At 69.9% G+C, this 22,492-nt stretch carries 17 protein-coding genes; 1 reads left to right on the forward strand and 16 read right to left on the reverse strand.

The genetic code is table 11. The features are described from left to right. Nucleotides 1-38 precede the first annotated feature (38 nt). On the reverse strand, nt 39-1,349 hold the full coding sequence (locus ACWD2L_RS13695) for a TraR/DksA C4-type zinc finger protein (protein WP_351335264.1): 1,311 nt from the start codon (nt 1,347-1,349) through the stop codon (nt 39-41). Nucleotides 1,350-1,975: 626 nt separating this feature from the next. Here ACWD2L_RS13695 and ileS point away from each other — a divergent pair. Continuing rightward, nucleotides 1,976-5,122 carry an isoleucine--tRNA ligase gene (gene ileS, locus ACWD2L_RS13700; protein WP_351335267.1) on the forward strand — a complete coding sequence of 1,049 codons (3,147 nt, stop codon included), beginning with the start codon at nt 1,976-1,978 and terminating at the stop codon, nt 5,120-5,122. 387 nt (nt 5,123-5,509) lie between these two features. Here the strand turns inward: ileS and ACWD2L_RS13705 are convergent, their stop codons facing one another. The 15 genes from ACWD2L_RS13705 to ACWD2L_RS13775 all read right to left on the reverse strand — a co-directional run bounded on the left by ACWD2L_RS13705 (nt 5,510) and on the right by ACWD2L_RS13775 (nt 22,464). Then, nucleotides 5,510-6,682 (reverse strand): DivIVA domain-containing protein, encoded by a 1,173-nt coding sequence (locus ACWD2L_RS13705; protein ID WP_451189569.1) that lies wholly within the window; start codon nt 6,680-6,682, stop codon nt 5,510-5,512. 55 nt (nt 6,683-6,737) lie between these two features. After that, nucleotides 6,738-7,019 (reverse strand): YggT family protein, encoded by a 282-nt coding sequence (locus ACWD2L_RS13710; protein WP_351338698.1) that lies wholly within the window; start codon nt 7,017-7,019, stop codon nt 6,738-6,740. A gap of 73 nt (nt 7,020-7,092) precedes the next feature. Continuing rightward, on the reverse strand, nt 7,093-7,737 hold the full coding sequence (locus ACWD2L_RS13715; RefSeq protein WP_351338701.1) for a cell division protein SepF: 645 nt from the start codon (nt 7,735-7,737) through the stop codon (nt 7,093-7,095). 126 nt (nt 7,738-7,863) lie between these two features. Continuing rightward, complete coding sequence (locus ACWD2L_RS13720) at nt 7,864-8,601, reverse strand: YggS family pyridoxal phosphate-dependent enzyme (RefSeq protein ID WP_351338704.1); 738 nt, start codon at nt 8,599-8,601, stop codon at nt 7,864-7,866. 6 nt (nt 8,602-8,607) lie between these two features. Beyond that, on the reverse strand, nt 8,608-9,348 hold the full coding sequence (pgeF, locus tag ACWD2L_RS13725; protein WP_451189572.1) for a peptidoglycan editing factor PgeF: 741 nt from the start codon (nt 9,346-9,348) through the stop codon (nt 8,608-8,610). Nucleotides 9,349-9,405: 57 nt separating this feature from the next. Further along, nucleotides 9,406-10,638, reverse strand: coding sequence for a cell division protein FtsZ (gene ftsZ, locus ACWD2L_RS13730; protein ID WP_351338710.1), 1,233 nt, complete (start codon nt 10,636-10,638; stop codon nt 9,406-9,408). A gap of 298 nt (nt 10,639-10,936) precedes the next feature. Further along, nucleotides 10,937-11,740, reverse strand: a complete 804-nt coding sequence (locus tag ACWD2L_RS13735; RefSeq protein WP_351338712.1) for a cell division protein FtsQ/DivIB — start codon at nt 11,738-11,740, stop codon at nt 10,937-10,939. Nucleotides 11,741-11,768: 28 nt separating this feature from the next. Then, a complete protein-coding gene (murG, locus tag ACWD2L_RS13740) occupies nt 11,769-12,857 on the reverse strand; it encodes an undecaprenyldiphospho-muramoylpentapeptide beta-N-acetylglucosaminyltransferase (RefSeq protein ID WP_351338715.1) in 1,089 nt (362 codons plus the stop codon). 6 nt (nt 12,858-12,863) lie between these two features. Continuing rightward, nucleotides 12,864-14,195 carry a putative lipid II flippase FtsW gene (ftsW, locus tag ACWD2L_RS13745; RefSeq protein ID WP_351338718.1) on the reverse strand — a complete coding sequence of 444 codons (1,332 nt, stop codon included), beginning with the start codon at nt 14,193-14,195 and terminating at the stop codon, nt 12,864-12,866. Between the two features lie 87 nt (nt 14,196-14,282). Continuing rightward, nucleotides 14,283-15,725 carry a UDP-N-acetylmuramoyl-L-alanine--D-glutamate ligase gene (murD, locus tag ACWD2L_RS13750; RefSeq protein ID WP_351338721.1) on the reverse strand — a complete coding sequence of 481 codons (1,443 nt, stop codon included), beginning with the start codon at nt 15,723-15,725 and terminating at the stop codon, nt 14,283-14,285. Continuing rightward, complete coding sequence (gene mraY / locus ACWD2L_RS13755; protein WP_351338723.1) at nt 15,707-16,780, reverse strand: phospho-N-acetylmuramoyl-pentapeptide-transferase; 1,074 nt, start codon at nt 16,778-16,780, stop codon at nt 15,707-15,709. The genes murD and mraY overlap by 19 nt, the downstream gene beginning before the upstream one ends. Then, a complete protein-coding gene (locus ACWD2L_RS13760) occupies nt 16,780-18,180 on the reverse strand; it encodes a UDP-N-acetylmuramoyl-tripeptide--D-alanyl-D-alanine ligase (RefSeq protein WP_351338726.1) in 1,401 nt (466 codons plus the stop codon). Before ACWD2L_RS13760 ends, mraY begins: the two co-directional genes overlap by 1 nt. A 4-nt stretch (nt 18,181-18,184) precedes the next feature. Then, a complete protein-coding gene (locus ACWD2L_RS13765; RefSeq protein WP_351338728.1) occupies nt 18,185-19,732 on the reverse strand; it encodes a UDP-N-acetylmuramoyl-L-alanyl-D-glutamate--2,6-diaminopimelate ligase in 1,548 nt (515 codons plus the stop codon). Nucleotides 19,733-19,862: 130 nt separating this feature from the next. After that, the gene (locus ACWD2L_RS13770) at nt 19,863-21,887 is read right to left on the reverse strand and encodes a peptidoglycan D,D-transpeptidase FtsI family protein (RefSeq protein ID WP_351338731.1); all 2,025 of its coding nucleotides are present in this window, start codon (nt 21,885-21,887) and stop codon (nt 19,863-19,865) included. 4 nt (nt 21,888-21,891) lie between these two features. Next, nucleotides 21,892-22,464, reverse strand: coding sequence for a septum formation initiator family protein (locus tag ACWD2L_RS13775; RefSeq protein ID WP_351338734.1), 573 nt, complete (start codon nt 22,462-22,464; stop codon nt 21,892-21,894). Nucleotides 22,465-22,492 lie beyond the last annotated feature (28 nt).

The following is a 22,492-nucleotide window of genomic DNA, read 5'->3' on the forward strand; positions in this document are numbered from 1 at the left end:
TGTTCGGCGCGGGCGCGGCGGTCGATCAGTACTGGCGCTCAGTACCGGCGCTCCTGCTTCTGCTTGCACTCGACGCAGAGGGTCGCGCGCGGGAACGCCTGCATGCGCGCCTTGCCGATCGGGTTCCCGCAGTTCTCGCAGACCCCGTAAGTCCCCGCGTCGAGACGCTCCAGCGCCCGCTCGGTCTGCTCCAGCATCTCCCGCGCGTTGGCCGCGAGCGACATCTCGTGCTCGCGGGTGATGTTCTTGGTGCCGGTGTCGGCGTCGTCGTCGCCGGCCCCGTCACCGGAGTCGCGCATCAGCCCCGCGAGGCCCTCCTCGGCGGTGGCGATCTCGCTCCCGAGCCGCAGCACCTCGGTCTGCAGCTCGGTGCGCGCCTCCTCTGCCTCCTCCGGGGTCCAGGGATCCTCGCCCGGACGGACGGCCAGCTCACCGGGTTCGGCGGTGCCGCGCGCCTTGGGAACCGCGCCCGACTTCTTGGTCGCCGTGGCCGTGCCCTGAGTCTTCTTCGCAACCACTGTCGTGGCTCCCGTCGTCTTCGCGGCCTCGGCCGCGTCCTCGGCCGCGGAGGCGACCGTCTTCTTCGCGCCCTTGCGCCTGACGCCGTTCTTCTCTTCCGCAACGGTCCCCGCGCCCTCGGCAGAGGGCTCCGCCGCTTTCCCCTCCGCCTTGGCCGCGACCTTCTTCCCGGCCCCCGCCTTCTTGACTCCCCCGGCCACCGCTTCCCCCACGCCTGCCTTCTTGGCCGCCGCTTTCGTAGCGACGACCTTCTCCGGCACCGCCTTCGCGGCCCCACCCTTCGTGGACTCCGCCTTCGAAGCCGCGCCCTCCGTGGACCCAGCCTTCGTAGCCGCGGCCTTCGCCCGTACCGCCTTCGAAGCCGCGCCCTTCTCGGGCACCGCCTTCGAAGCCGACGCCTTTTTGGCAACGACCTTCTTTGCCGCCGTCTTCCCGGCAGCGTCCTCACCGTGCGCCGCCTTCCCAGCAGGGCCCTTCACGGGCCCCGCCTTCCCAGCAGGACCCTCCTCGGACGCCGCCTTCCCAGCAGGGCCCTTCTCGGGCGCCACCTTCCCGGCAGCGCCCTCCTCGGAGGTCGCCTTCGCAGCCGCGCCCTTCTTGGGGTCCGCCTTCGTGGACCCGGCCTTCTTCGTAGGCTCCTTCTCGCCGGTCGCGCTCTTGGGCGCGGCCTTCTTCTTGCCGGTCGGCGTCTCCTTCGCGCGAGCCGAAGCCTTCGCTCCAGCCGCCGCCGAACCCTTGGCCCCGCCGGAGGCGCTGACGCCACCCGAGGCCGCCGCGCCCGTTCTTCTCCCGGACTCCGACTGCTGAACGGCGGTCTTCTTCGCCACCATGGTCGCGGCCCCTTCACAATTTGTGATCTTGCTCGCGAATCGTGCTGGGACGATAAATCGACTCCAGGCCCGCGGCAACGGGGCGCACCACAGAACCCGGCCCCGTGCGACGGTCTCGTGACCGACCCGCGACGAACCTGCAAGCGTTGTGCCCAGCTCCCCGCTTGGTAATCCGCCGGTCCCCCGTCCACCTCCGGCCCGCCCGGTGACCGGCCGGGATCGGACAGCCGGCGTATGGCCATTCGGGTCACCGGACGCACCCGCACCCCACCCGCCGGCCCCCCGCTAAAACCGGTCGGCCGCGACCTCCCCGGCGCCGTACACTGGGCGGAGCGAAAAGCGTGGATGGGGCCGAGTAGCGGCGTACGCAGCCAAGAGCGAACCGGGGACGGTGGAAGCCCGGTGGCGAGCGCGACGCGAAGATCACCCCGGAGCCGCCGGAAGAACGCCGCAGCGCACAGCCAGCGGCTGGTAGACCCGGCATCGCGACCCCAATGAGGGGGCTCACCGGAGCGCACCACGCCCCGGCGGGCCAAGGAGGGTGGTACCGCGGGAGCGCGCCGCACACGGCGCAGCAGCCTCTCGTCCCTCCGACGGAAGAAGGCAGATCCGCCGGAGGAAGACTGATGACGCAGTACCGCCAGGTGCCCGCCCAGGTCGACCTGCCCGCCCTCGAGCACGCCGTGCTCGACTTCTGGGACGAGCAGAAGATCTTCGCCAAGACCCTGGAGCAGTCCGAGGGACGCCCCGAGTGGGTGTTCTACGAGGGCCCGCCCACGGCCAACGGCATGCCGGGCGCCCACCACATCGAGGCCCGCGTCTTCAAGGACGTGTTCCCCCGGTTCCGCACGATGCGCGGCTACCACGTGGCCCGCAAGGCGGGCTGGGACTGCCACGGCCTCCCGGTGGAGCTGGCGGTCGAGAAGGAGCTCGGCTTCAGCGGCAAGAAGGACATCGAGGCGTACGGCATCGCCGAGTTCAACGCCAAGTGCCGCGAGTCCGTGACCCGGCACACCGACGCCTTCTCCGACCTGACGACCCGCATGGGTTACTGGGTGGACCTCGACGACGCGTACCGGACGATGAACCCGGAGTACGTCGACTCGGTCTGGTGGTCGCTGAAGGAGATCTTCGACAAGGGCCTCCTGGTCCAGGACCACCGCGTCGCCCCCTGGTGCCCGCGCTGCGGCACCGGTCTGTCGGACCACGAGCTGGCCCAGGGCTACGAGACGGTCGTGGACCCCTCGGTCTATGTCCGCTTCCCCCTCACCTCCGGTCCGCTGGCGGGCCGGGCCGCGCTCCTGATCTGGACGACGACCCCGTGGACCCTGGTGTCCAACACGGCGGTCGCCGCCCACCCCGACGTGACGTACGTCGTCGTCACCAATGGCGAGGAGAACCTGGTCGTCGCCGAGCCGCTCGTCGAGAAGTCGCTCGGCGAGGGCTGGGAGACGACCGGCGAGTCCTTCACCGGCGCCGAGATGGAGCGTTGGAAGTACCAACGCCCGTTCGACCTGGTGGAGTTCCCGGCCGACGCGGGCGAGGCGCACTACGTCGTCAACGCCGAGTACGTGACGACCGAGGACGGTACGGGTCTGGTCCACCAGTCCCCCGCCTTCGGTGAGGACGACCTCAAGGTCTGCCGCTCGTACGGCATGCCGGTCGTCAACCCGGTCCGCCCCGACGGCACCTTCGAGGAGGACCTGGACCTCGTAGGCGGCGTCTTCTTTAAGAAGGCCGACGAACAGCTGACCGAGGACCTTCAGAACCGCGGTCTGCTCTTCAAGCACATCCCGTACGAGCACAGCTACCCGCACTGCTGGCGCTGCCACACGGCGCTGCTCTACTACGCGCAGCCGTCCTGGTACATCCGCACCACGGCCGTCAAGGACCGTCTCCTCCAGGAGAACGAGAAGACCAACTGGTTCCCGGACACCGTCAAGCACGGCCGCTTCGGCGACTGGCTGAACAACAACATCGACTGGGCGCTGTCCCGCAACCGCTACTGGGGCACCCCGCTGCCGATCTGGCGCTGTGAGGAGAACCACCTCACCTGCGTCGGCTCGCGCGAGGAGCTCACGCGGCTGACCGGCACGGACCAGTCGGAGCTCGACCCGCACCGCCCGTACATCGACGACGTCACGTTCACCTGCACCCACGAGGGCTGCTCCCTCGAAGCGGTGCGCGTGCCCGAGGTCATCGACGCCTGGTACGACTCGGGCTCCATGCCGTTCGCGCAGTGGGGCTACCCGTACAAGAACAAGGAACTGTTCGAGTCCCGCTACCCGGCGCAGTTCATCTCCGAGGCCATCGACCAGACGCGCGGCTGGTTCTACACGCTGATGGCGATCGGCACCCTGGTCTTCGACAAGTCGTCGTACGAGAACGTGGTGTGCCTCGGCCACATCCTCGCCGAGGACGGCCGCAAGATGTCCAAGCACCTGGGCAACACGCTGGACCCGATCCCGCTGATGGACCGGCACGGCGCGGACGCGGTGCGCTGGTTCATGGCGGCCGGCGGCTCCCCGTGGGCGGCCCGGCGCGTCGGCCACGGCACCATCCAGGAGGTCGTCCGCAAGACGCTCCTCACGTACTGGAACACGGTCGCCTTCCAGGCCCTGTACGCGCGTACGTCGGGATGGGCGCCGAGCGAGGCGGACCCGGCTCCGGCCGACCGCACGGTGCTCGACCGCTGGCTGCTGTCCGAGCTGCACCAGCTCACGGCCGAGGTCACCACGTCCTTGGAGGCGTACGACACCCAGCGCGCCGGCAAGCTGCTCTCGGCGTTCGTCGACGACCTGTCCAACTGGTACGTGCGTCGCTCGCGCCGCCGCTTCTGGCAGGGCGACAAGGCCGCGCTGCGCACCCTGCACGACGTCGTGGTGACGATCACTCAGCTGATGGCGCCGCTCACGCCGTTCATCGCGGAGCGTGTGTGGCAGGACCTGGTCGTGCCGGTCACCCCGGACGCCCCGGAGTCGGTCCACCTGTCCTCGTGGCCGGAGGCCGACACGTCGGCGATCGACCCGACCCTGTCCACGCAGATGGCGCTGGTCCGCCGGCTCGTGGAGCTCGGTCGCGCCACGCGCGCGGAGTCGGGGGTCAAGACCCGCCAGCCGCTCTCGCGCGCGCTGGTCGCCGCGGCGGGCTTCGCCGGTCTCTCCCCCGAGCTCCAGGCCCAGATCACGGAGGAGCTGAACGTCTCCTCGCTGGCCTCGCTCTCGGACGTCGGCGGCAGCCTGGTGGACACGACCGCCAAGGCGAACTTCCGGGCGCTCGGCAAGCGGTTCGGCAAGCGCGTCCAGGAGGTGGCGAAGGCGGTCGCGAACGCGGACGCCGCGGCGCTGTCCCTGGCGCTGCGCGAGGGCAATGCCTCGGTGGAGGTCGACGGCGAGAAGATCGACCTCGCCCCGGATGAGGTCATCATCACGGAGACGCCGCGCGAGGGCTGGTCCGTGGCCTCGGACTCCGGCGCCACGGTGGCGCTCGACCTGGAGCTCACGGAGGAGCTGCGGCAGGCGGGCCTGGCCCGTGACGCGATCCGCCTGATCCAGGAGGCCCGCAAGAACAGCGGCCTGGACGTCGCGGACCGGATCGCCCTGTGCTGGACGTCCACGGATCCGGCGGTGATCTCGGCGCTGTCCGAGCACGCGGGTCTGATCGCCGACGAGGTCCTGGCGACGGGCTTCGCCCAGTCCGAGCCTGATGCCTCCTACGGTGACCCGTTCACCGACGAGGGCCTGAGCCTGACCTTCAGCCTCCGCAAGGCGTAGCCCCACCGGCGTCGCACCCCGGGGGCTCCGCCCCCGGACACCCGGTCCTCAATCGCCGGACGGGCTTGATTGACAAGCTCGCCCGCCATCTCAAGTCCGGCTGGGCAAATGAAGCCCCGCCGGCGATTGAGGCGCGGGGTCCGGGGCAGAGCCCCGAGGCCGGAGGACGGGCGACCGGAACAGTCCACACCCCCAAGGGGCGGTTGGCCAGAAACGTTTTTCTGGCCAACCGCCCCTTCGGCGTTTCGTACCCCCTACGTACACCAGAACGCCCACCCCGGCGGACCGCAAAAAGGCCTTGGCCCGGATCGCAGAAACGATCCGGGCCAAGGCCTGAATGAATGCCGACGCCTAGCTACTACCAGGCACTACGAGCAAACGTGCCGCTCAGTTGTCATCCTCGTCGATGAGGAACCCTCGCATCGGCGACGGAGCCTGCCCCATCGGCGACGGCCCCTGCGGCCGCACCGGAGCCATCGGCTGCGTCATCGCGGGCGACATCTGCTGCTGGCCGCCGCCGTACGACGGTCCGCCGTTCTGCTGGTTGCCACCCATCGACTGGTTGCCACCGTAGGACGGCGCACCCGCACCGGCCGGAGCCATCGAAGGCGCCGGCGACGGCGGCAGCGAGGCGGTGGCCGGAGTACGCGGCGGGGCCAGCGAGTCGTCGGCCTGGGTCTCCAGCTGGCGCAGCTGCGACTCCAGGTACGACTTCAGACGCGTGCGGTACTCGCGCTCGAAGCCGCGCAGGTCCTCGACCTTGCGCTCCAGCGTGGCGCGGGCGGACTCCAGGGAGCCCATCGCTACGCGGTGCTTCTCCTGCGCGTCCCGCTCCAGGGCATCCGCCTTGGCACGGGCGTCACGCTCAAGACCCTCGGCACGGCTGCGCGCCTCGCCGACGATCTTGTTCGCCTCGGAGCGGGCCTCGGCGATCGCCTGGTCGGCGGTCTGCTGGGCCAGCGAGAGGACACGGGCGGCGCTGTCGCCGCCGGGGCCCTGACCGGGCTGCGGCAGCTGCGGGCCACCGTGACCGCCCATGGGGCCGCCCATCGGGCCACCAAGCTGCGGCTGCTGGCCCATCGGCCCCTGGCCCATCGGGCCGGGACCCTGCGGGCCACCCTGCGGACCGTGTCCACCAGGACCGGCCGGCAGCTGCGGGGCACCGCTCGGCAGCTGGGGCGGGCCACCCATGGGGCCGCCCATCTGCTGCTGCGGCGGGCCCGATATACCCGCGGGCACCGGAGCGCCCGGACCGCGCATGCCCTGCGGGGGGCCCTGCTGCTGGTCCTGCGGACCGTCGGGTCCACCGGGACCGCCAGGCCCACCGGGGCCACCAGGTCCACCGGGTCCCTTGCGCATGCCACCCTGCTGCTGGTTCTGCGCAGCGGCGCGGGTGGCTGCGGCAAGTTTCGCGCGCAGATCCTCGTTCTCACGTAGGAGACGGGTCAGTTCGGCTTCGACCTCATCGAGGAAGGCATCGACCTCGTCCTCGTCATAGCCTTCTCGGAGGCGGACGGTCGTGAACTGCTTGTTCCGCACGTCCTCGGGGGTCAACGGCATCTCTTCACCTCAACGTTGTCGTCGGCATTCGGCAAGACCGTAGTTGACATCGCGCTCACACCGGGACCACAGCGATCAGGATGTAGACGATGATCATCAGTACGAAGAAGGACAGGTCGAGCGCCACGCCCCCGAGACGCAGCGGCGGAATGAACCGCCGCAGAAGCTTGAGCGGTGGATCAGTGACAGTGTAGGTGGCCTCCAGAACGACCACCATCGCCTTGCCGGGTTGCCACGAGCGGGCGAACTGGAAGACGTAGTCCATGACCAGCCGGAAGATCAGCACGATGAGGAAACACATCAGCGCGATGTGGACCACATCCAAAACCACGCCCATGTCGGCGGTTCCCTCTCCCCTGTTTCTCGTGCCTGTGACTAGTTGGTAGCTAGCCGTCGTACTTTGCTGCGTCTCAGCTCTGGTTGAAGAACCCGCCCTCTGCGATACGGGCCTTGTCCTCCGCCGTGACATCGACGTTAGCAGGCGACAACAGGAACACCTTCTGTGTCACTCGCTCGATGCTCCCGTGAAGACCGAACACAAGACCGGCCGCAAAGTCGACAAGTCGCTTCGCGTCGGTGTCGTCCATCTCCGTCAGATTCATGATCACCGGAGTGCCCTCACGGAAGTGTTCCCCGATGGTACGGGCCTCGTTGTAGGTCCGGGGGTGCAATGTGGTGATGCGGTAGGGCTCCCGCTCGGACACGACCTTGGGCATGATCACCGGTGCGTTCTTCTCCAGGCTCTGACGTTCAGGTGTGATGGATGCCACGGGGGCGATTCGTGCGGGACGTCCGGATTCAGCGGCGAGCGAAGCGGGTTGGCGCACCGGTTCACGCTGAGCGGGCGGCTGCACTACTCTGACCGATTCCTCCACATCCGTCGCCGAATGGGAGTTGTGTGACTGGTGCGACGGCTCGTGCCGTCGACGGTCACGCTCGGGCTCCGGGTCGAGTTCGGGCTCGAAGTCGTCATCGGGGTCGAACCCCCGGCCGTCGTACCCATCGTCCTCCACGAGGCCGAGGTAGACCGCCATCTTGCGCATCGCGCCGGCCATTCTCTGAGTCCTCCGCTCTGTGGTGGATCGGCTGACGTCAACCAAAGTGCCCGCGATCCACGTGGCCTCCCCGCCCATCAGCGAGAATGACCATATTTTCTGCTGTGGTCCGACTTCTTCGCGACGTTACCCGAGCCGGGGTCGGACACCGAGGACCGCGGTACCGACGCGCACATGTGTCGCTCCGGCCGCCACAGCCTGCTCGAGGTCCGAACTCATCCCTGCCGAGACCATGTTCGCAGCCGGATGGGCCGCGCGCAGGGCAGTCGACAAATCCATGAGCCGCTCGAACGCCGCCTGTTGCCGCCCCGCGTAGTCCCCGGTGAGCGGCGCGACGGTCATCAGTCCGTCGAGCCGCAGCCCCGGAGCCTCGGCCACGCGCGCGGCCAACTCCTCTACTCCGCCGGGGTTGATCCCCCCGCGCTCCCCCCGGCCGTCGCCCTCCCGGCTGTCCGCGTCGAGCGCGACCTGGATCAGACAACCCAGTTCGCGCTCGGCCCGCACCGCCTCCTTGGAGAGCGCCGTGACGAGCTTGCCCCGGTCGATGGACTGCACCAGATCGGCATAACTCGCCACGGACCGGACCTTGTTGGTCTGGAGCTGACCGACAAAGTGCCAAGTAAGCGGCAGATCCGAGCATTCCGCCGCCTTGGGCGCCGCGTCCTGGTCCCGGTTCTCCGCGACGTGCCGCACCCCGAGGCCGGACAGGATCCGCACATCGCTCGCGGGGTAGGTCTTGGTGACCACGATGAGCGTCACATCGTCCCGCTTGCGCCCGGCCGCCGCGCAGGCCGCGGAGATACGTTCCTCCACCGTGGCCAGGTTCGCGGCGAGCTCTGCCGTACGTTCCTGAAGGTTCGTCATGTCGTCTCAGTCCAGCCAGACATAGCCTGCGAGCCGGCCGGTGGCCTTGTCGCGGCGGTACGAGAAGTGATCGTGCGACTCAAGTGTGCACACCGGCGACCGCTCCCGGTCACGCACCCCGAGCCGCTCCAGCTGGGCGTGCACCCCGGCGGTCACATCGACGGCCGGAGTGCCCCAGCTCGTCTCGGCGTACGCCGCCGGTTCCACCGCCGCGACCTCGGCCCGCATCCCGGCCGGCACCTCGTAGCAGCGCCCGCAGACCGCGGGCCCCGTACGGGCGATGATCCGGCCCGGTTCGGCGCCCCGCTCCACCATCGCCCCGACCGCGGCCGACACCACCCCGGCGACCATGCCGGGGCGCCCCGCGTGCGCGGCAGCGACGACCCCGGTGACCGGGTCGGCGAGCAGAACGGGGGTGCAGTCCGCCGTGAGCACGGCGAGCGCGAGTCCGCGCCGCGTGGTGACGAGGGCGTCGACACGCGGGATGTCGGCTTCGGTGGGCCAGGGCCCGTCCACCACCGCGACGTCGGGGCCGTGCACCTGGTTCATCCACACGACACGGGAGGCGTCGAGACCGAGCGCCTGCGCGGCCAGCTCCCGGTTGCGCAGCACGGCTTCGGAGTCGTCGCCGACCGCGCCGCCGAGATTCAGCTCCTCGTACGGAGCGGCGCTCACCCCGCCCCACCGGTCGGTGAAGGCGAAGTGCGCGCCACTCTTGGAAGACACTGTGTGGTGTTGTCCTGTCACTGCGGTGGTCCGACCTGCTCCACGATCACGATCCCGATCACATTCCGGGGCACGTGATCACTTGAGGAAGTCGGGCACGTCGAGCTCCTCGGCCTGGCTGTCCGGGTAGGACGGCCGGGGAACCTGCGGCGGGGCCACCGGCGCCTCGTTCACCGGGGCGGGTGCCTCGGTGGGCGGCGCCGGGGTCTGCGGCTGGGACTCCTCGCGCTGGGTGACGCTGCCGAGGTTGCCGAAGGACGGACGCGCGGGCTCGGGGGCCGGCGTCGAAGGCCGCGCCGGCGTCGCCGGCTCCTCACGCTTGGCGGTCGACGAACCCACCACGTTGTCCCGCTTGGCCGGGGGCTGCCCGCCGTCGAAGCCCGCGGCGATGACGGTGACCCGCACCTCGTCGCCGAGCGCGTCGTCGATGACGGCACCGAAGATGATGTTCGCCTCGGGGTGGGCCGCCTCGCTGACCAGCTGCGCCGCCTCGTTGATCTCGAAGAGACCGAGATCCGAGCCACCGGAGATGGACAGCAGCACGCCGCGGGCGCCGTCGATGGACGCCTCGAGGAGTGGCGAGGAGATCGCCATCTCGGCGGCGGCCACCGCGCGGTCGTCGCCACGGGCGGAGCCGATGCCCATCAGGGCCGAACCCGCCTCGGACATCACGGACTTCACGTCCGCGAAGTCGAGGTTGATGAGCCCCGGGGTGGTGATGAGGTCGGTGATGCCCTGGACACCGGAGAGCAGGACCTGGTCCGCCGACTTGAAGGCGTCGAGGACGGATACCTGCCGGTCCGAGATGGACAGGAGCCGGTCGTTCGGAATGACGATGAGGGTGTCGACCTCTTCGCGGAGCTCGGCGATGCCGTCCTCCGCCTGGTTCGCCCGGCGCCGGCCCTCGAAGGTGAACGGCCGTGTGACCACACCGATCGTGAGGGCGCCCAGCGAGCGCGCGATGTTGGCCACGACGGGTGCGCCGCCGGTGCCGGTGCCGCCACCTTCACCGGCGGTGACGAAGACCATGTCGGCCCCCTTGAGGACCTCCTCGATCTCCTCGCGGTGGTCCTCGGCCGCCTTGCGGCCGACGCCCGGATTGGCTCCGGCGCCGAGTCCGCGGGTGAGTTCACGGCCGACGTCGAGCTTGACGTCCGCGTCGCTCATCAACAGGGCTTGCGCATCGGTGTTGATGGCGATGAACTCGACGCCCTTGAGACCGACCTCGATCATCCGGTTGATGGCATTGACACCACCGCCGCCGACACCGATGACTTTGATGACTGCGAGGTAGTTCTGCGGTGCTGCCACGTCGAAGGCCTCTCGCCTCGAGTTACGTGTCGCCGCCTCGCGTCCTGCGGTGCGACGACTGATGCCGAATTGGGGCGGTCCGGACTACTAGTTGACTACTAGTCGGCTGCCGACCCGAACCCTAACGCTGAAGTTTAGGGTTACCAGTGTGTCTGTTTCCTGGACTCTTCCGAACCTGACACTAAGTCGACAAGTGGCGCCCGTTCAACGAACACGCCGAACCTCCCGTTTTTCTTTTCACCCTATGTGATCAGCCGTGTCGATGCCCACCCAGGGTGCTGGCCTGCATCAATGTGCGTCAACTCCCGGACGCGGAAGGGGCCGTGGGAACACTCACGTCCAAGTGCCTGGCCTTCGGAGCGGCTTTCATGAGAGCGGTGAGAGTGCGCGCTTTCGTGTCACCCTGCTCGGCGCTCCCCCAGTCGACGGTCCGCCCTCCGGTCAGCTCAAGCGAGATGTCGTCGTACGAACGGACCTTGACGGTCCGCGTGTCACGCGCGACCGGCTTCGGAAGCCGCCCGGCGACCCGCACGGCTTCGCGCACGAGTCGGTCGGGACCGAATCGCCGCAGACTCGCTTCCGCGCCCCCCTGATCCGGCGTCAATTCGAGGAGAGGAACGTGCTTCAGGGGGCCGTCGACCGTCGCGAAACGAACGCCTTCACGGTCGACTTCGACGAACTTGTCTGAATTTCGGCCGTCTTCGACAATCAGAACCGGCTTGCGCTCCGTCACTTTCAACCCGATTCCGTGCGGCCATGAACGGACCACATCAACCGAGTCAATTCGGGGCAATTTCCGGCGCAGCCGGTCCTCAATGGCGTCCGTATCGACAGAGACAAGCGGGGCGCCGACCGGCACAGCGGCCGCGTCGCGAACCTGAGACGGCGTCAGAACCCGGGTGCCGGAGGGCTTGACGCGCTCCACGCGCAGCCACGGCGAGCCGTACAGCAGCCAGGTGCCGCCCGCGCCGAGCAGCACGAGCAGCACTCCGGTCACGACAAGGGTGCGCACGCTCGGCATGCGCACCCATCGCGCGGCGGGGGGCGGCTCGGACGCCTCGGACGACTCTTGTTCGCGATCCGTAGTAGTGGGTCCGGCCACTGTCCCCTGCCTTACGTTCGTCCACTCGCTAACGACGCGAGTTGATCGCCTCGTACACCATCCCGACGAGCAGGTCGTCGGCGTCCCTGCGGCCGAACTCGGCAGCCGCGCGGGACATCTCGTACAGCCGGTGCGGATCGGCGAGCACGGGCAGGACATTGGCCTGGACCCACTCGGGGGTCAGCTCCGCGTCGTCGACCAGCAGGCCGCCGCCGGACTTGACCACCGGCTGGGCGTTGAGCCGCTGTTCGCCGTTGCCGATGGGCAGCGGGACGTACGCGGCCGGGAGCCCGACGGCGGAGAGTTCGGCGACGGTCATCGCGCCCGCGCGGCAGAGCATCATGTCGGCCGCGGCGTACGCGAGGTCCATCCGGTCCACGTACGGTACCGGGATGTACGGGGGCATCCCCGGCATCTGCTGGACCTGCGGCAGTTCGTTCTTGGGGCCGACCACGTGCAGCACCTGGATGCCGGACCGCTGGAGGAGCGGTGCGACGCGCGTGACGACCTCGTTGAGGTGGCGGGCACCCTGGGAGCCGCCGGAGACGAGCAGCGTCGGCAGGTTCGGGTCGAGGCCGAACGCGGCGCGGGCCTCCGGGCGTACCCGCGCCCGGTCGAGCGTCGCGATGGTGCGGCGCAGCGGGATGCCGATGTAGCGCGAGTTGCGCAGCTTGCTGTCGGGCGAGGAGACCGCGACCTGCGCCGCGTACCGCGAACCGATCTTGTTGGCCAGGCCCGGCCGCGCGTTGGCCTCGTGCACCACGATCGGCACGCCGAGCCGCTTGGCGGCGAGATAGCCGGGCAGCGCCACGTATCCGCCGAAGCCGACGACCGCGTCCGCCTTGGTGCGCTCCATGACCTGCTCGGCCGCCTTGATGGTGCCGCGCAGCCGGCCGGGAACCGTGATCAGTTCGGGCGTGGGCTTGCGCGGCAGCGGTACGGCGGGGATCAGCGCCAGGTCGTAGCCGCGCTCCGGCACGAGGCGGGTCTCAAGGCCGCGTTCCGTGCCCAGGGCCGTGATGCCCACGGTCGGGTCCTGCCTGCGCAGGGCGTCCGCGAGGGCGAGCGCCGGCTCGATGTGGCCGGCGGTCCCCCCACCGGCGAGTACGACATGCACCGAAATTCACCGCTCTCTGGACGGGCGCGCCGAGGCGCGCCGTCGCATCGTGTTCCATCTCATCCCCCGGCCTCCCGGGCTCCGCCGCATGGCGAGCGCAGCCCGCGCCGCCGGCTCGTCCCGCGCGAACGCGATCAGCAGCCCTACGGCGAACATGGTCGGAAGCAGCGCGGACCCCCCGTACGAGAACAGCGGGAGCGGGACCCCGGCGATCGGCAGCAGGCCGAGCACCGCGCCGATGTTGACCACGGCCTGTGCCGTGATCCACGTCGTCACGCCTCCCGCGGCATAGCGAACGAAGGGGTCCTCCGTGCGTCCGGCCACGCGGATACCCGCATAGCCTAGAGCCGCGAACAGGGCGAGCACCGACAGCGTCCCCGCCAGACCCAGTTCCTCACCGGTGATGGCGAAGATGAAGTCGGTGTGCGCTTCGGGAAGTTGTCCCCACTTTTCCACACTTGCCCCGAGGCCGGAACCGAAGAGTCCGCCGGAGGCCAGGGCGTAGATCCCGTGCAGTCCCTGCCAGCACATGTCTCCGGGGCCCGCGTCGGCGCTGCCCAGACAGGCCAGGCGCGCCATACGGTTCGGGCTGGTCTTGATCAGGAGCAGGCCGATCACGGCGGCCACCGACAGTACGCCCACGAAGAGCCGCGTGGGCGCCCCTGCCGTCCACAGCAGGCCGAAAAGGATGGCCGTGAGAAGAATCGCGGTTCCCATGTCGCCACCGAGCATGATCAGCCCGAGCAGCATGAAGGCCACCGGAACGAGCGGCACCAGCATGTGCTTCCACTGGGTCAGCAGCCGCTTGTCGTGCTTGCGCGCCAGCAGATCGGCGCCCCACAGGATCAGCGCCAGCTTCCCGAACTCGCTGGGCTGCAGCATGAAGGGGCCGCCGAGCGTGATCCAGTTCTGGTTGCCGTTGATCGACACCCCTATCCCCGGCACCTGCACGAGGACCATGAGGAAGACGCTCGCGGCGAGGATCGGGTAGGCGAGCGCCCGGTGCAGTTTCACCGGCATCCGCATCGCGATCAGCAGCAGGACGCCACCGATGACGGCCGCGACGAACTGTTTCTTAAAGAAGTACGAGCTGGACAGCCCCATCTGGAGGGCCGTGATCATCGAGGCGGAGTAGACCATCACCAGGCCGAGGACCGTGAGCAGCAGCGCGGCCCCGATGATGAGGTAGTACGCCGTGAGCGGCCGGTCCCAGGCCCGCTTGGCCTGGGCGTACAGGCGGCGCACCGGATTGACCCGCGCCCGGTAGACCTTGCTGGTCTTCCGGGGCGGTGCCGCGGCGGGGCGCCCGGTCGTGCGGGGAGGGCTGCTACCGGCCATGACCGTCCCCCGCCGATGAGCCGTACGTCTGCGCTGCCACGTTCCCCTCCCGAAGGGTGCCCGGCGTCACCGGGCACCGAGGTCCCGTCAGACGCCGGTGGCGCCGAGTTCGCGGACCGCTTCCGCGAACGCCTCGCCACGCTTGTTGTAGTTGGTGAACATGTCCATCGACGCGCAGGCCGGGGCCATCAGCACGGTGTCCCCCGGGCGGGCGAGCCGCGCGGCCTCCTGGACCGCCGCCGACATCGCCCCAGTGTCGGTCCGGTCGAGGTCGACGACCGGTACTTCCGGGGCGTGTCGCTGCAGCGCTTCCCGGATCAGGGCGCGGTCCGCGCCGATCAGGACGACGCCGCGCAGCCGCTTCGCCGCGCCCGTCACCAGCTCGTCGAAGGTCGCGCCCTTGGCGAGCCCGCCCGCGATCCACACGATGGACTCGTAACTGGCCAACGACGCCTGGGTGGCATGGGTGTTGGTCGCCTTGGAGTCGTCCACGTACGCGACGCCGTCCACGTCGGCGACGTGCTCGATGCGGTGCGCGTCCGGGCGGAAGCTCCGCAGCCCGTCCCGTACGGCCTGGGGCTCGACGCCGTAGGCGCGGGCGAGGGCGGCGGCGGCGAGGGCGTTGGCGATGTTGTGCGGGGCCGGCGGGTGGACGTCGGTGACCTCGGCGAGCTCCTGCGCGTTCTTCTGCCGGTTGTCGACGAAGGCGCGGTCCACGAGGATGCCCTCCACGACGCCGAGTTCGGAGGGGCCCGGGGTGCCGAGGGTGAAGCCGATGGCGCGGCAGCCCTCCTCGACGTCGGCCTCGACGACCAGGTCCTCGGTCGCCTTGTCGGCCACGTTGTAGACGCAGGCGACCTGGTTGCCCTCGTAGATGCGGCCCTTGTCGGCCGCGTACGCCTCCATGGAGCCGTGCCAGTCGAGGTGGTCGGGCGCGAGGTTCAGGACGGCACCGGAGTGGGCGCGCAGCGAGGGCGCCCAGTGCAGCTGGTACGAGGACAGCTCGACGGCGAACACGTCGTACGCCTCGTCGCCTTCGAGTACGACGTCGATGATCGGCGTGCCGATGTTGCCGACGGCGGCCGTGCGCAGGCCCGCCGCGGCCAGGATCGACGCGAGCATCTGCGTCGTCGTGGTCTTGCCGTTGGTGCCGGTGATCGCGAGCCAGGGCGCGGCGTTCGGGCCGCGGAGGCGCCAGGCGATCTCCACGTCTCCGACGACGTCGACGCCGGCCGCGGCGGCCTCCGCGAACAGCGGCGAGGAGGGCTTCCAGCCGGGCGAGGTGACGACGAGTTCGGTGCCTTCGGGCAGCGTGGAGGAGTCACCGAGCTGTACGGAAATCCCCGCTTCTTTAAGAAGAGCCGCCTTTTCGCGGTGGGCCTCGCTGTCGCCGCCGTCCACGACGGTCACCGACGCGCCGACGCCGGCCAGGGCGCGGGCGGCACTGATGCCGCTCACGCCGAGACCGGCGACGGTGATGTTCATGCCCTGCCAGGAGCCCTGAACAGAAGTCACTTCTTGGCTGCCCATCCTGCGTAGAAGAGGCCGAGTCCGACGATCACGCACATGCCCTGGATGATCCAGAACCGGACCACGACAAGGACTTCGGACCACCCCTTGAGTTCGAAGTGGTGCTGGAGTGGCGCCATCCGGAAGACCCGCTTGCCGGTCATCCGGAACGAGCCGACCTGGATGACGACGGACATCGTGATGAGGACGAACAGGCCGCCCAGGAGCGCGAGAAGGAGTTCCGTGCGCGAGCAGATCGCGAGACCCGCGAGGGCGCCGCCGAGAGCCAGCGAGCCCGTGTCACCCATGAAGATCTTGGCGGGCGAGGTGTTCCACCACAGGAAGCCGAAACAGGCGCCCATCAAGGCCGATGCGACCACCGCCAGGTCGAGTGGGTCTCTGACCTCGAAGCACGCCCCTGGGTTGGTCAGGGTCTGCGCGTTGGCGCAGGACTCCTGGAACTGCCAGACACCGATGAAGGTGTACGCACCGAAGACCATCACGGAGGCGCCGGTGGCGAGTCCGTCGAGGCCGTCCGTCAGGTTCACGCCGTTCGACATCGCGAGGATCATGAACAGCGCCCAGACCACGAACAGGACCGGGCCGATCGACCAGCCGAAGTCCTCCACGAAGGAGAGCTTGGTGGATGCGGGCGTATTGCCGCGCACATCCGCGAACTGCAGTGAGACCACCGCGAAGGTGATGCCGACGATCAGCTGGCCGGCCATCTTCGCCTTGGCTCTGAGGCCGAGCGAACGCCGCTTGACGATCTTGATGTAGTCGTCGAGGAAGCCGACCAGGCCCATGCCCGCCATCAGGCCGAGGACGAGCAGACCCGACAGGGTCGGCGCCGCGCCGGTGATCAGCTTGCTGAGGAAGTACGCGATGAGGGTCGCCAGGATGAAGGCGATACCACCCATGGTCGGCGTGCCGCGCTTGGCGTGGTGCTCGCGCGGGCCGTCGTCACGGATGAACTGGCCGTACCCCTTGCGCGCAAGGAGCTTGATCAGCAGCGGTGTTCCGGCGAGCGTCAAGAAGAGACCGATGACGCCCGCGAACAGGATCTGCTTCATCATCAGGCATCAACCCCACCCTGAACGTCCGCGAGCAGCGCCTGTGCCACGCTCTCCAGTCCAACCGACCTGGATGCCTTCACGAGCACGACGTCTCCCGGGCGCAGCTCGCTGCGCAGCAGGTCGATCGCCGCCTGTGCGTCGGACACGTGCACCGACTCCTCACCCCACGAACCCTCGTTATAGGCGCCCAGTTGCATCCAGGACGCTTCCCTGCCCCCGACTGCAACGAGCTTGCTGACGTTGAGCCGGACGGCGAGCCGTCCGACGGCGTCGTGCTCGGTCAGCGACTCGTCGCCGAGCTCGGCCATCTGCCCGAGCACCGCCCACGTACGGCGCCCCCTGCCCATGGCCACCAGCGCGCGCAGCGCGGCTCGCATGGACTCGGGGTTCGCGTTGTAGGCGTCGTTGACGATCGTGACGCCGTCCGAGCGCTCGGTGACCTCCATCCGCCAGCGGGACAGGTTGCCCGCCTCGGAGAGCGCGAGGGCGATCTCCTCCACGGACATGCCAAGGTCATGGGCGACGGCGGCCGCGGCGAGCGCGTTCGACACGTGGTGCTCACCGTACAGGCGCAAGGTCACTTCGCTGCACCCGGAGGGTGTGTGCAGGCTAAATGCGGGCTGTCCGGCCTCCGTGAGCCGGACATTCTCGGCACGTACGTCGGCGCTCGCGGCCTCTCCGAAGAAGAGCACCTTCGCCTTCGTACGCGAGGCCATGGCGCGCACCAGCGGGTCGTCCGCGTTGAGGATCGCGGTGCCCTCGGCGGGAAGGGCCTCCACCAGCTCGCCCTTCGCGACGGCGATCTGCTCGCGGCCGCCGAACTCGCCGATGTGCGCGGTCCCGACGTTCAGGACGACTCCGACCTTCGGGGGCGTGAGGCCCGTCAGGTACGTGATGTGGCCGATGCCGCGGGCGCCCATCTCCAGGACGAGGAACTGGGTCTCGTCGGTGGCGGTGAGCGCGGTCAGCGGCAGGCCGATCTCGTTGTTGAACGAGCCGGGCGTGAAGACCGTGTCGGCCTTGCTGCGCAGCACCTGCGCGATCAGATCCTTGGTGCTGGTCTTGCCGGCCGATCCGGTCAACGCGACGAGGGTGGCGCCGAGTCGTGCGACCACGTGCCGGGCGAGTGCGCCGAGCGCCGCCTGGACATCGTCGACGACGATGGCGGGCACGCCGACCGGGTGCGACGCCAGTACGGCGACGGCTCCCTTGTCGACGACCTCGCGCGCGTAGTCGTGGCCGTCGACCCGCTCGCCCACGAAGGCGGCGAACAGGCTCCCCGGCTCGACCTTGCGCGAGTCGATGACGACCGGCCCGGTCACCAGGACCTGCTGGTCCGGTATGTCGTACGTCTGCCCGCCGACGGCTGAGGCGATCTCGGCGAGGGAGAGGGCGATCACAACTTCATCCCTGGGTTTTCTGTTGGTCGGCGGTGGCCGCGGCCGCCTCGATGGACGCGCGGAGCACCTGGCGGTCGTCGAACGGGCGGACCACACCGGCGATGTCCTGGCCCTGCTCGTGCCCCTTGCCCGCGACGAGCACAGTGTCGCCGGGCTCGGCGCGCGCCACGGCGGCGGCGATGGCCGCGGCCCGGTCCTCGAACACGGCGACGTCGCCCCGCTCGTGGGCCGGCACGTCGGCGGCGCCCGCGAGCATCGTGGCGAGGATCGCGAGGGGGTCCTCGCCCCGCGGGTTGTCGGCGGTGAGGATGGCCGTGTCGGCGAACCGGGCGGCGGCCGCGCCCATCGGCATCCGCTTGGTCTTGTCCCGGTCGCCGCCGCAGCCGAGCACGATGTGCAGCTTGTTCTCGGTGACCTTGCGCAGCGCCCGCAGGACGGACTCGACGGCGTCGGTCTTGTGCGCGTAGTCGACGACGGCGAGGTACTTCTGGCCGGCGTCCACCCGCTCCAGGCGGCCGGGCACGCCGGGTACGGCGGCGACACCATCGGCCGCGGTCTGCGGGTCGATCCCGGCGACGGCGAGGGTGACGATCGCGGCGAGGGTGTTCGCGACGTTGAAGGCGCCCGGCAGCGGCGCCTTGGCGCTGATCCGCTCGCCCTTGGGGCCGACGACGGTCAACGTCGAGTCGAAAGGCCCCACTTCGACGTCCTCGGCGCGCCAGTCGGCGTCCGGGTGGCCCTCGGCGGAGAAGGAGACGACCGGGACTTCGGACTCGTCGATGAGCCGGCGCCCGTACTCGTCGTCGAAGTTCACGACGCCCTGTTTGCTGCGGGCCCGCGTGAACAGCCGCGCCTTCGCCTGGAAGTAGTCCTCCATGTCGGAGTGGAACTCCATGTGCTCCGGGCTCAAGTTGTTGAAGACCCCTACGTCGAAGACGCAGCCGTCGACCCGGCCCAGCACGAGGGCGTGGCTGGAGACCTCCATGGCGACGGCGTCGGTGCCGCGCTCGCGCATGACCGCGAACAGCGCCTGGAGATCCGTGGCTTCCGGAGTGGTGCGCTCGGACTTGATCCGCTCGTCGCCGATCCGCATCTCGACCGTGCCGATGAGGCCGGTGCTGCGGACCGTCTTGAGCCCGCCCTCGATGAGGTACGCGGTGGTGGTCTTGCCCGAGGTGCCGGTGATGCCGAGCTGGAGCAGGTCGTCGCCGGGGTGGCCGTAGATCGTGGCGGCCAGCTCGCCCATCCGGCCGCGCGGGTTCTGCACGACGAGCGGCACGAGCCCGGCGTCGGAGACGCGCTCCCAGCCCGCCGGGTCGGTGAGCGCCGCGACGGCGCCGAGCGAGGCGGCCTGCGCGGCGAAGTCGGCGCCGTGCGCGCGGGCTCCGGGCAGGGCCGCGTACAGGTCGCCGGGGCGCACCGCACGGGAGTCGTGGGTGATGCCAGTGACCTGCGCCGCGGCCTGGGGTGCGGGGACACCCAGTTGATCGGCGAGTTCCGCGAGGGGTGTGGCGGAGACCTCGACCGGTCGCGGCGGCCCGGGGTATGTCACGGGTGCGCCCTTCTGGGTGATTTGGGACTGATCAGCGTGTGGCACGGCGTGAGCGTACCGGGCGCACCCCCCGCCGGGCGAAGCGAGGGGCGTGGCGCGGGGCGGTTCGCCGGATCGGAGGTGACGGCCGTCACGGCTCGAACGTCACGGGCAGCCGGGCCGGCTTGTCGCCCGTGGGCGGGGTCTGCAGCGTCTTCAGTGCGAACTCCATGACCTTCTTGTAGATCGGGCCACAGATCTGGCCGCCGAAGTAGCCGCCTTTGGTGGCGTTCTGGATCGCGCAGTAGACCGTGACGCGCGGCTTGTCGGCGGGCGCGAAGCCGGCGAACGACGACGTGTAGCCCTTGTAGCGGCCGGTGGCCGGATCCACACGGTTGGCCGTGCCCGTCTTGCCCGCGACGCGGTAGCCCGGGATGCGGGCCTTCGCTCCCGTGCCCTCCTCGTCGTCGACCACGGACTCCAGCATCTGCGCGACGGTCTTGGCGGTCTTCTTACTGACGACGCGGTTCTCCTTGGGCTTCGGCGCGGGCCTGAACCGCCCGTCGGGCCCCTTGGTGCCGCGTACGAGGGTGGGCTGTACGCGTACGCCGTCGTTGGCGATGGTCGAGTACACGGATGCGGCCTGCATCGCGTTGATGGAGAAGCCCTGGCCGAACGGGATCGTGTACTGCTGCGACGTGGACCACTTGGCGGCGGGCGCGAGGATGCCGGAGGTCTCGCCGGGGAAGCCCAGGCCGCTCTCCTGGCCGATGCCGAACTTGTGCAGGTAGGAGTAGAGCGAGGTGTTGGCCGCCGGCTGCGTCTTGCCGAGCTGGCCCGTCGCCAGGATGGTGCCGATGTTGCTGGACTTGGCGAGCACACCGTTGAGCGTGAGGTGCCAGGTCGGGTGGTCGATGTCGTCCTGGAAGAGCCGGTCGCCGCGGTGCAGCCGGTTGGGCACGGTGACGTGGGTCCCCGGCGTCGCCGCCTCCTCCTCGAGGATGGCCGCCATCGACATGACCTTGGCGGTGGAGCCCGGCTCGTACGCGTCCTGGAGCGCGGCGTTGCCGAGGGCGGAGGCCTTGGCGTCGGCCAGGTCGTTCGGGTCGAAGCCGGGCGCGTTCGCCATGGCGAGGACCTCGCCGGTCTTGGTGTCCTGCACTATCACGTAGCCGCGGTCGGCCTGTGACTTCTTGACCTGCTCGTCGATCGCGTTCTGCGCGGCCCACTGGATGTCGCGGTCGATGGTCAGCTCGACGTCCGAGCCGGGGACCGCGGGCTGTTCGGTGGTGCCCGCGGTCGGCACCTGCTGGCCGCCGGACTGGGCATAGCGGATCTTTCCGGCCTTGCCCGCGAGCTCCTTGTCGAGCTGCTGCTCGACGCCGCCGCCGCCCTTGCCGTCGGCGTTGACCCAGCCGAGGACGCCCGCGGCGAGATCGCCGTTCGGGTAGACGCGCTTGCTGCTGGGGTCGGCGACCACGCCGGAGAGCACGCTCGCCGTGCGGCCCGCGGCGTTCGCCTTCTCGTTCAGTGTGGTCCTGAGGTCCTTGATCTGCTTCCAGACCTGCGGCGTCTGCCGCGGGGCGAGCCGCACGTACCGCGTCTTCTTCGTCTTCAGCTTCTTGGTCAGCTCGGCGGCGTCCACCCCGATGATCGGCGAGAGGAGCGCCGCCGCCTGCTCCGGCGCGTCGTCGACCTTGGTGGCCTTCTTCGTGAACAGCGTCGGGTCGGCGGTGATGTCGTACGCGTCCACGCTCGCGGCGAGCTCGACGCCACTGCGGTCCGTGATACCGCCGCGCTCGGCGGCGATGGAGTGGCTGACGTATCGGTTCAGCGAGGCCTTCGCCGCGTACGCGCTGGCGTCGACGCCCTGCACCTGGAAGAGGCGGACGACGAAGACCATCAGGACCAGCGTGAGGCCCAGGCTCACCATGCGCAGGCGCGGTCGCGGGCTGCCCAGGCGCAGTCGGGAGGGCGCCTTCGGCTTCGGCGGGGCGGGGCGGGGGCGGCGGGTGGCCTGGCGCGGGGCGGGGCGGCCCTGCTGCGCGGCCTTGGGCCCGGCCTTCGGCGCGGGCCTGGCGGTGCGCCTGGCCGCCCCCTTCGGCGCGGGCCGTCCGGTACGCGGCGGGCGCGCGGGGCCTGGCACGCGGCGGCGCGGGGGCTCCCTGTCGGTCATGGCGTCACCTGCCGGTGCTCGAAGGGGAAGGCTCGACCGAGGAGTTCGGACTCGCCGGCGCGGACGGTTCGGTGGTGGGGGATGTACTGGCCGACGGGGACGGGCTCGTGGAGGGCGACGCGCTCCCGCTCGGGGTGGCGTGCGCGGCCTCCGGCGTCTTCGTCGGCTCGGGCCGGGGCGGGGCGGGCGGGCCGGCCGCAGGGCTCGGCCTGCCCTTGACGGTGCCGTTCGGCTCCAGGAACGCCGGGTCGCCGCCGGGCACCATGCCGAGCCCGCGGGCGCGCCGCAGGAGCGCGTCGGGTGCCGAGTAGGAGTCGACGTCGCGCTGGAGTTCCTGCTCGTCGTCGGTGAGCTCGGTGGTCTGCTTCTTGAGCTTGGTGAGCTGGAACGAACCTTCGTTGAGCGAGGAGTTCAGCATCAGGAGCGTGATCAGCCCGCCGCCGAGGAGCAGCACGACGAGGAGGACGAACGGGGTGCGTGCGGCCTGCGGACCGCCGGACGGGCCGAGCGGGAGCAGGCGCGCGAGGCGGGCGGCCCTGTTCCGTAGCGCACCTTTCGAGCCACTGCCGGCACTCATGACCACCCCTCCACGCGCGCGTACGTCA

The sequence above is a fragment of the Streptomyces sp. NPDC002754 genome, assembly GCF_053592315.1.

Excerpts from the sequence above, each read along its gene's own strand:
- ACWD2L_RS13695 (WP_351335264.1), bottom strand. The coding sequence starts at position 1,349 with ATGGTGGCGAAGAAGACCGCCGTTCAGCAGTCGGAGTCCGGGAGAAGA.
- ileS (WP_351335267.1), top strand. The coding sequence starts at position 1,976 with ATGACGCAGTACCGCCAGGTGCCCGCCCAGGTCGACCTGCCCGCCCTC.
- ACWD2L_RS13705 (WP_451189569.1), bottom strand. The coding sequence starts at position 6,682 with ATGCCGTTGACCCCCGAGGACGTGCGGAACAAGCAGTTCACGACCGTC.
- ACWD2L_RS13710 (WP_351338698.1), bottom strand. The coding sequence starts at position 7,019 with ATGGGCGTGGTTTTGGATGTGGTCCACATCGCGCTGATGTGTTTCCTC.
- ACWD2L_RS13715 (WP_351338701.1), bottom strand. The coding sequence starts at position 7,737 with ATGGCCGGCGCGATGCGCAAGATGGCGGTCTACCTCGGCCTCGTGGAG.
- ACWD2L_RS13720 (WP_351338704.1), bottom strand. The coding sequence starts at position 8,601 with ATGACGAACCTTCAGGAACGTACGGCAGAGCTCGCCGCGAACCTGGCC.
- ftsW (WP_351338718.1), bottom strand. The coding sequence starts at position 14,195 with ATGGCCGGTAGCAGCCCTCCCCGCACGACCGGGCGCCCCGCCGCGGCA.
- murD (WP_351338721.1), bottom strand. The coding sequence starts at position 15,725 with ATGGGCAGCCAAGAAGTGACTTCTGTTCAGGGCTCCTGGCAGGGCATG.
- mraY (WP_351338723.1), bottom strand. The coding sequence starts at position 16,780 with ATGATGAAGCAGATCCTGTTCGCGGGCGTCATCGGTCTCTTCTTGACG.
- ACWD2L_RS13770 (WP_351338731.1), bottom strand. The coding sequence starts at position 21,887 with ATGACCGACAGGGAGCCCCCGCGCCGCCGCGTGCCAGGCCCCGCGCGC.
- ACWD2L_RS13775 (WP_351338734.1), bottom strand. The coding sequence starts at position 22,464 with ATGAGTGCCGGCAGTGGCTCGAAAGGTGCGCTACGGAACAGGGCCGCC.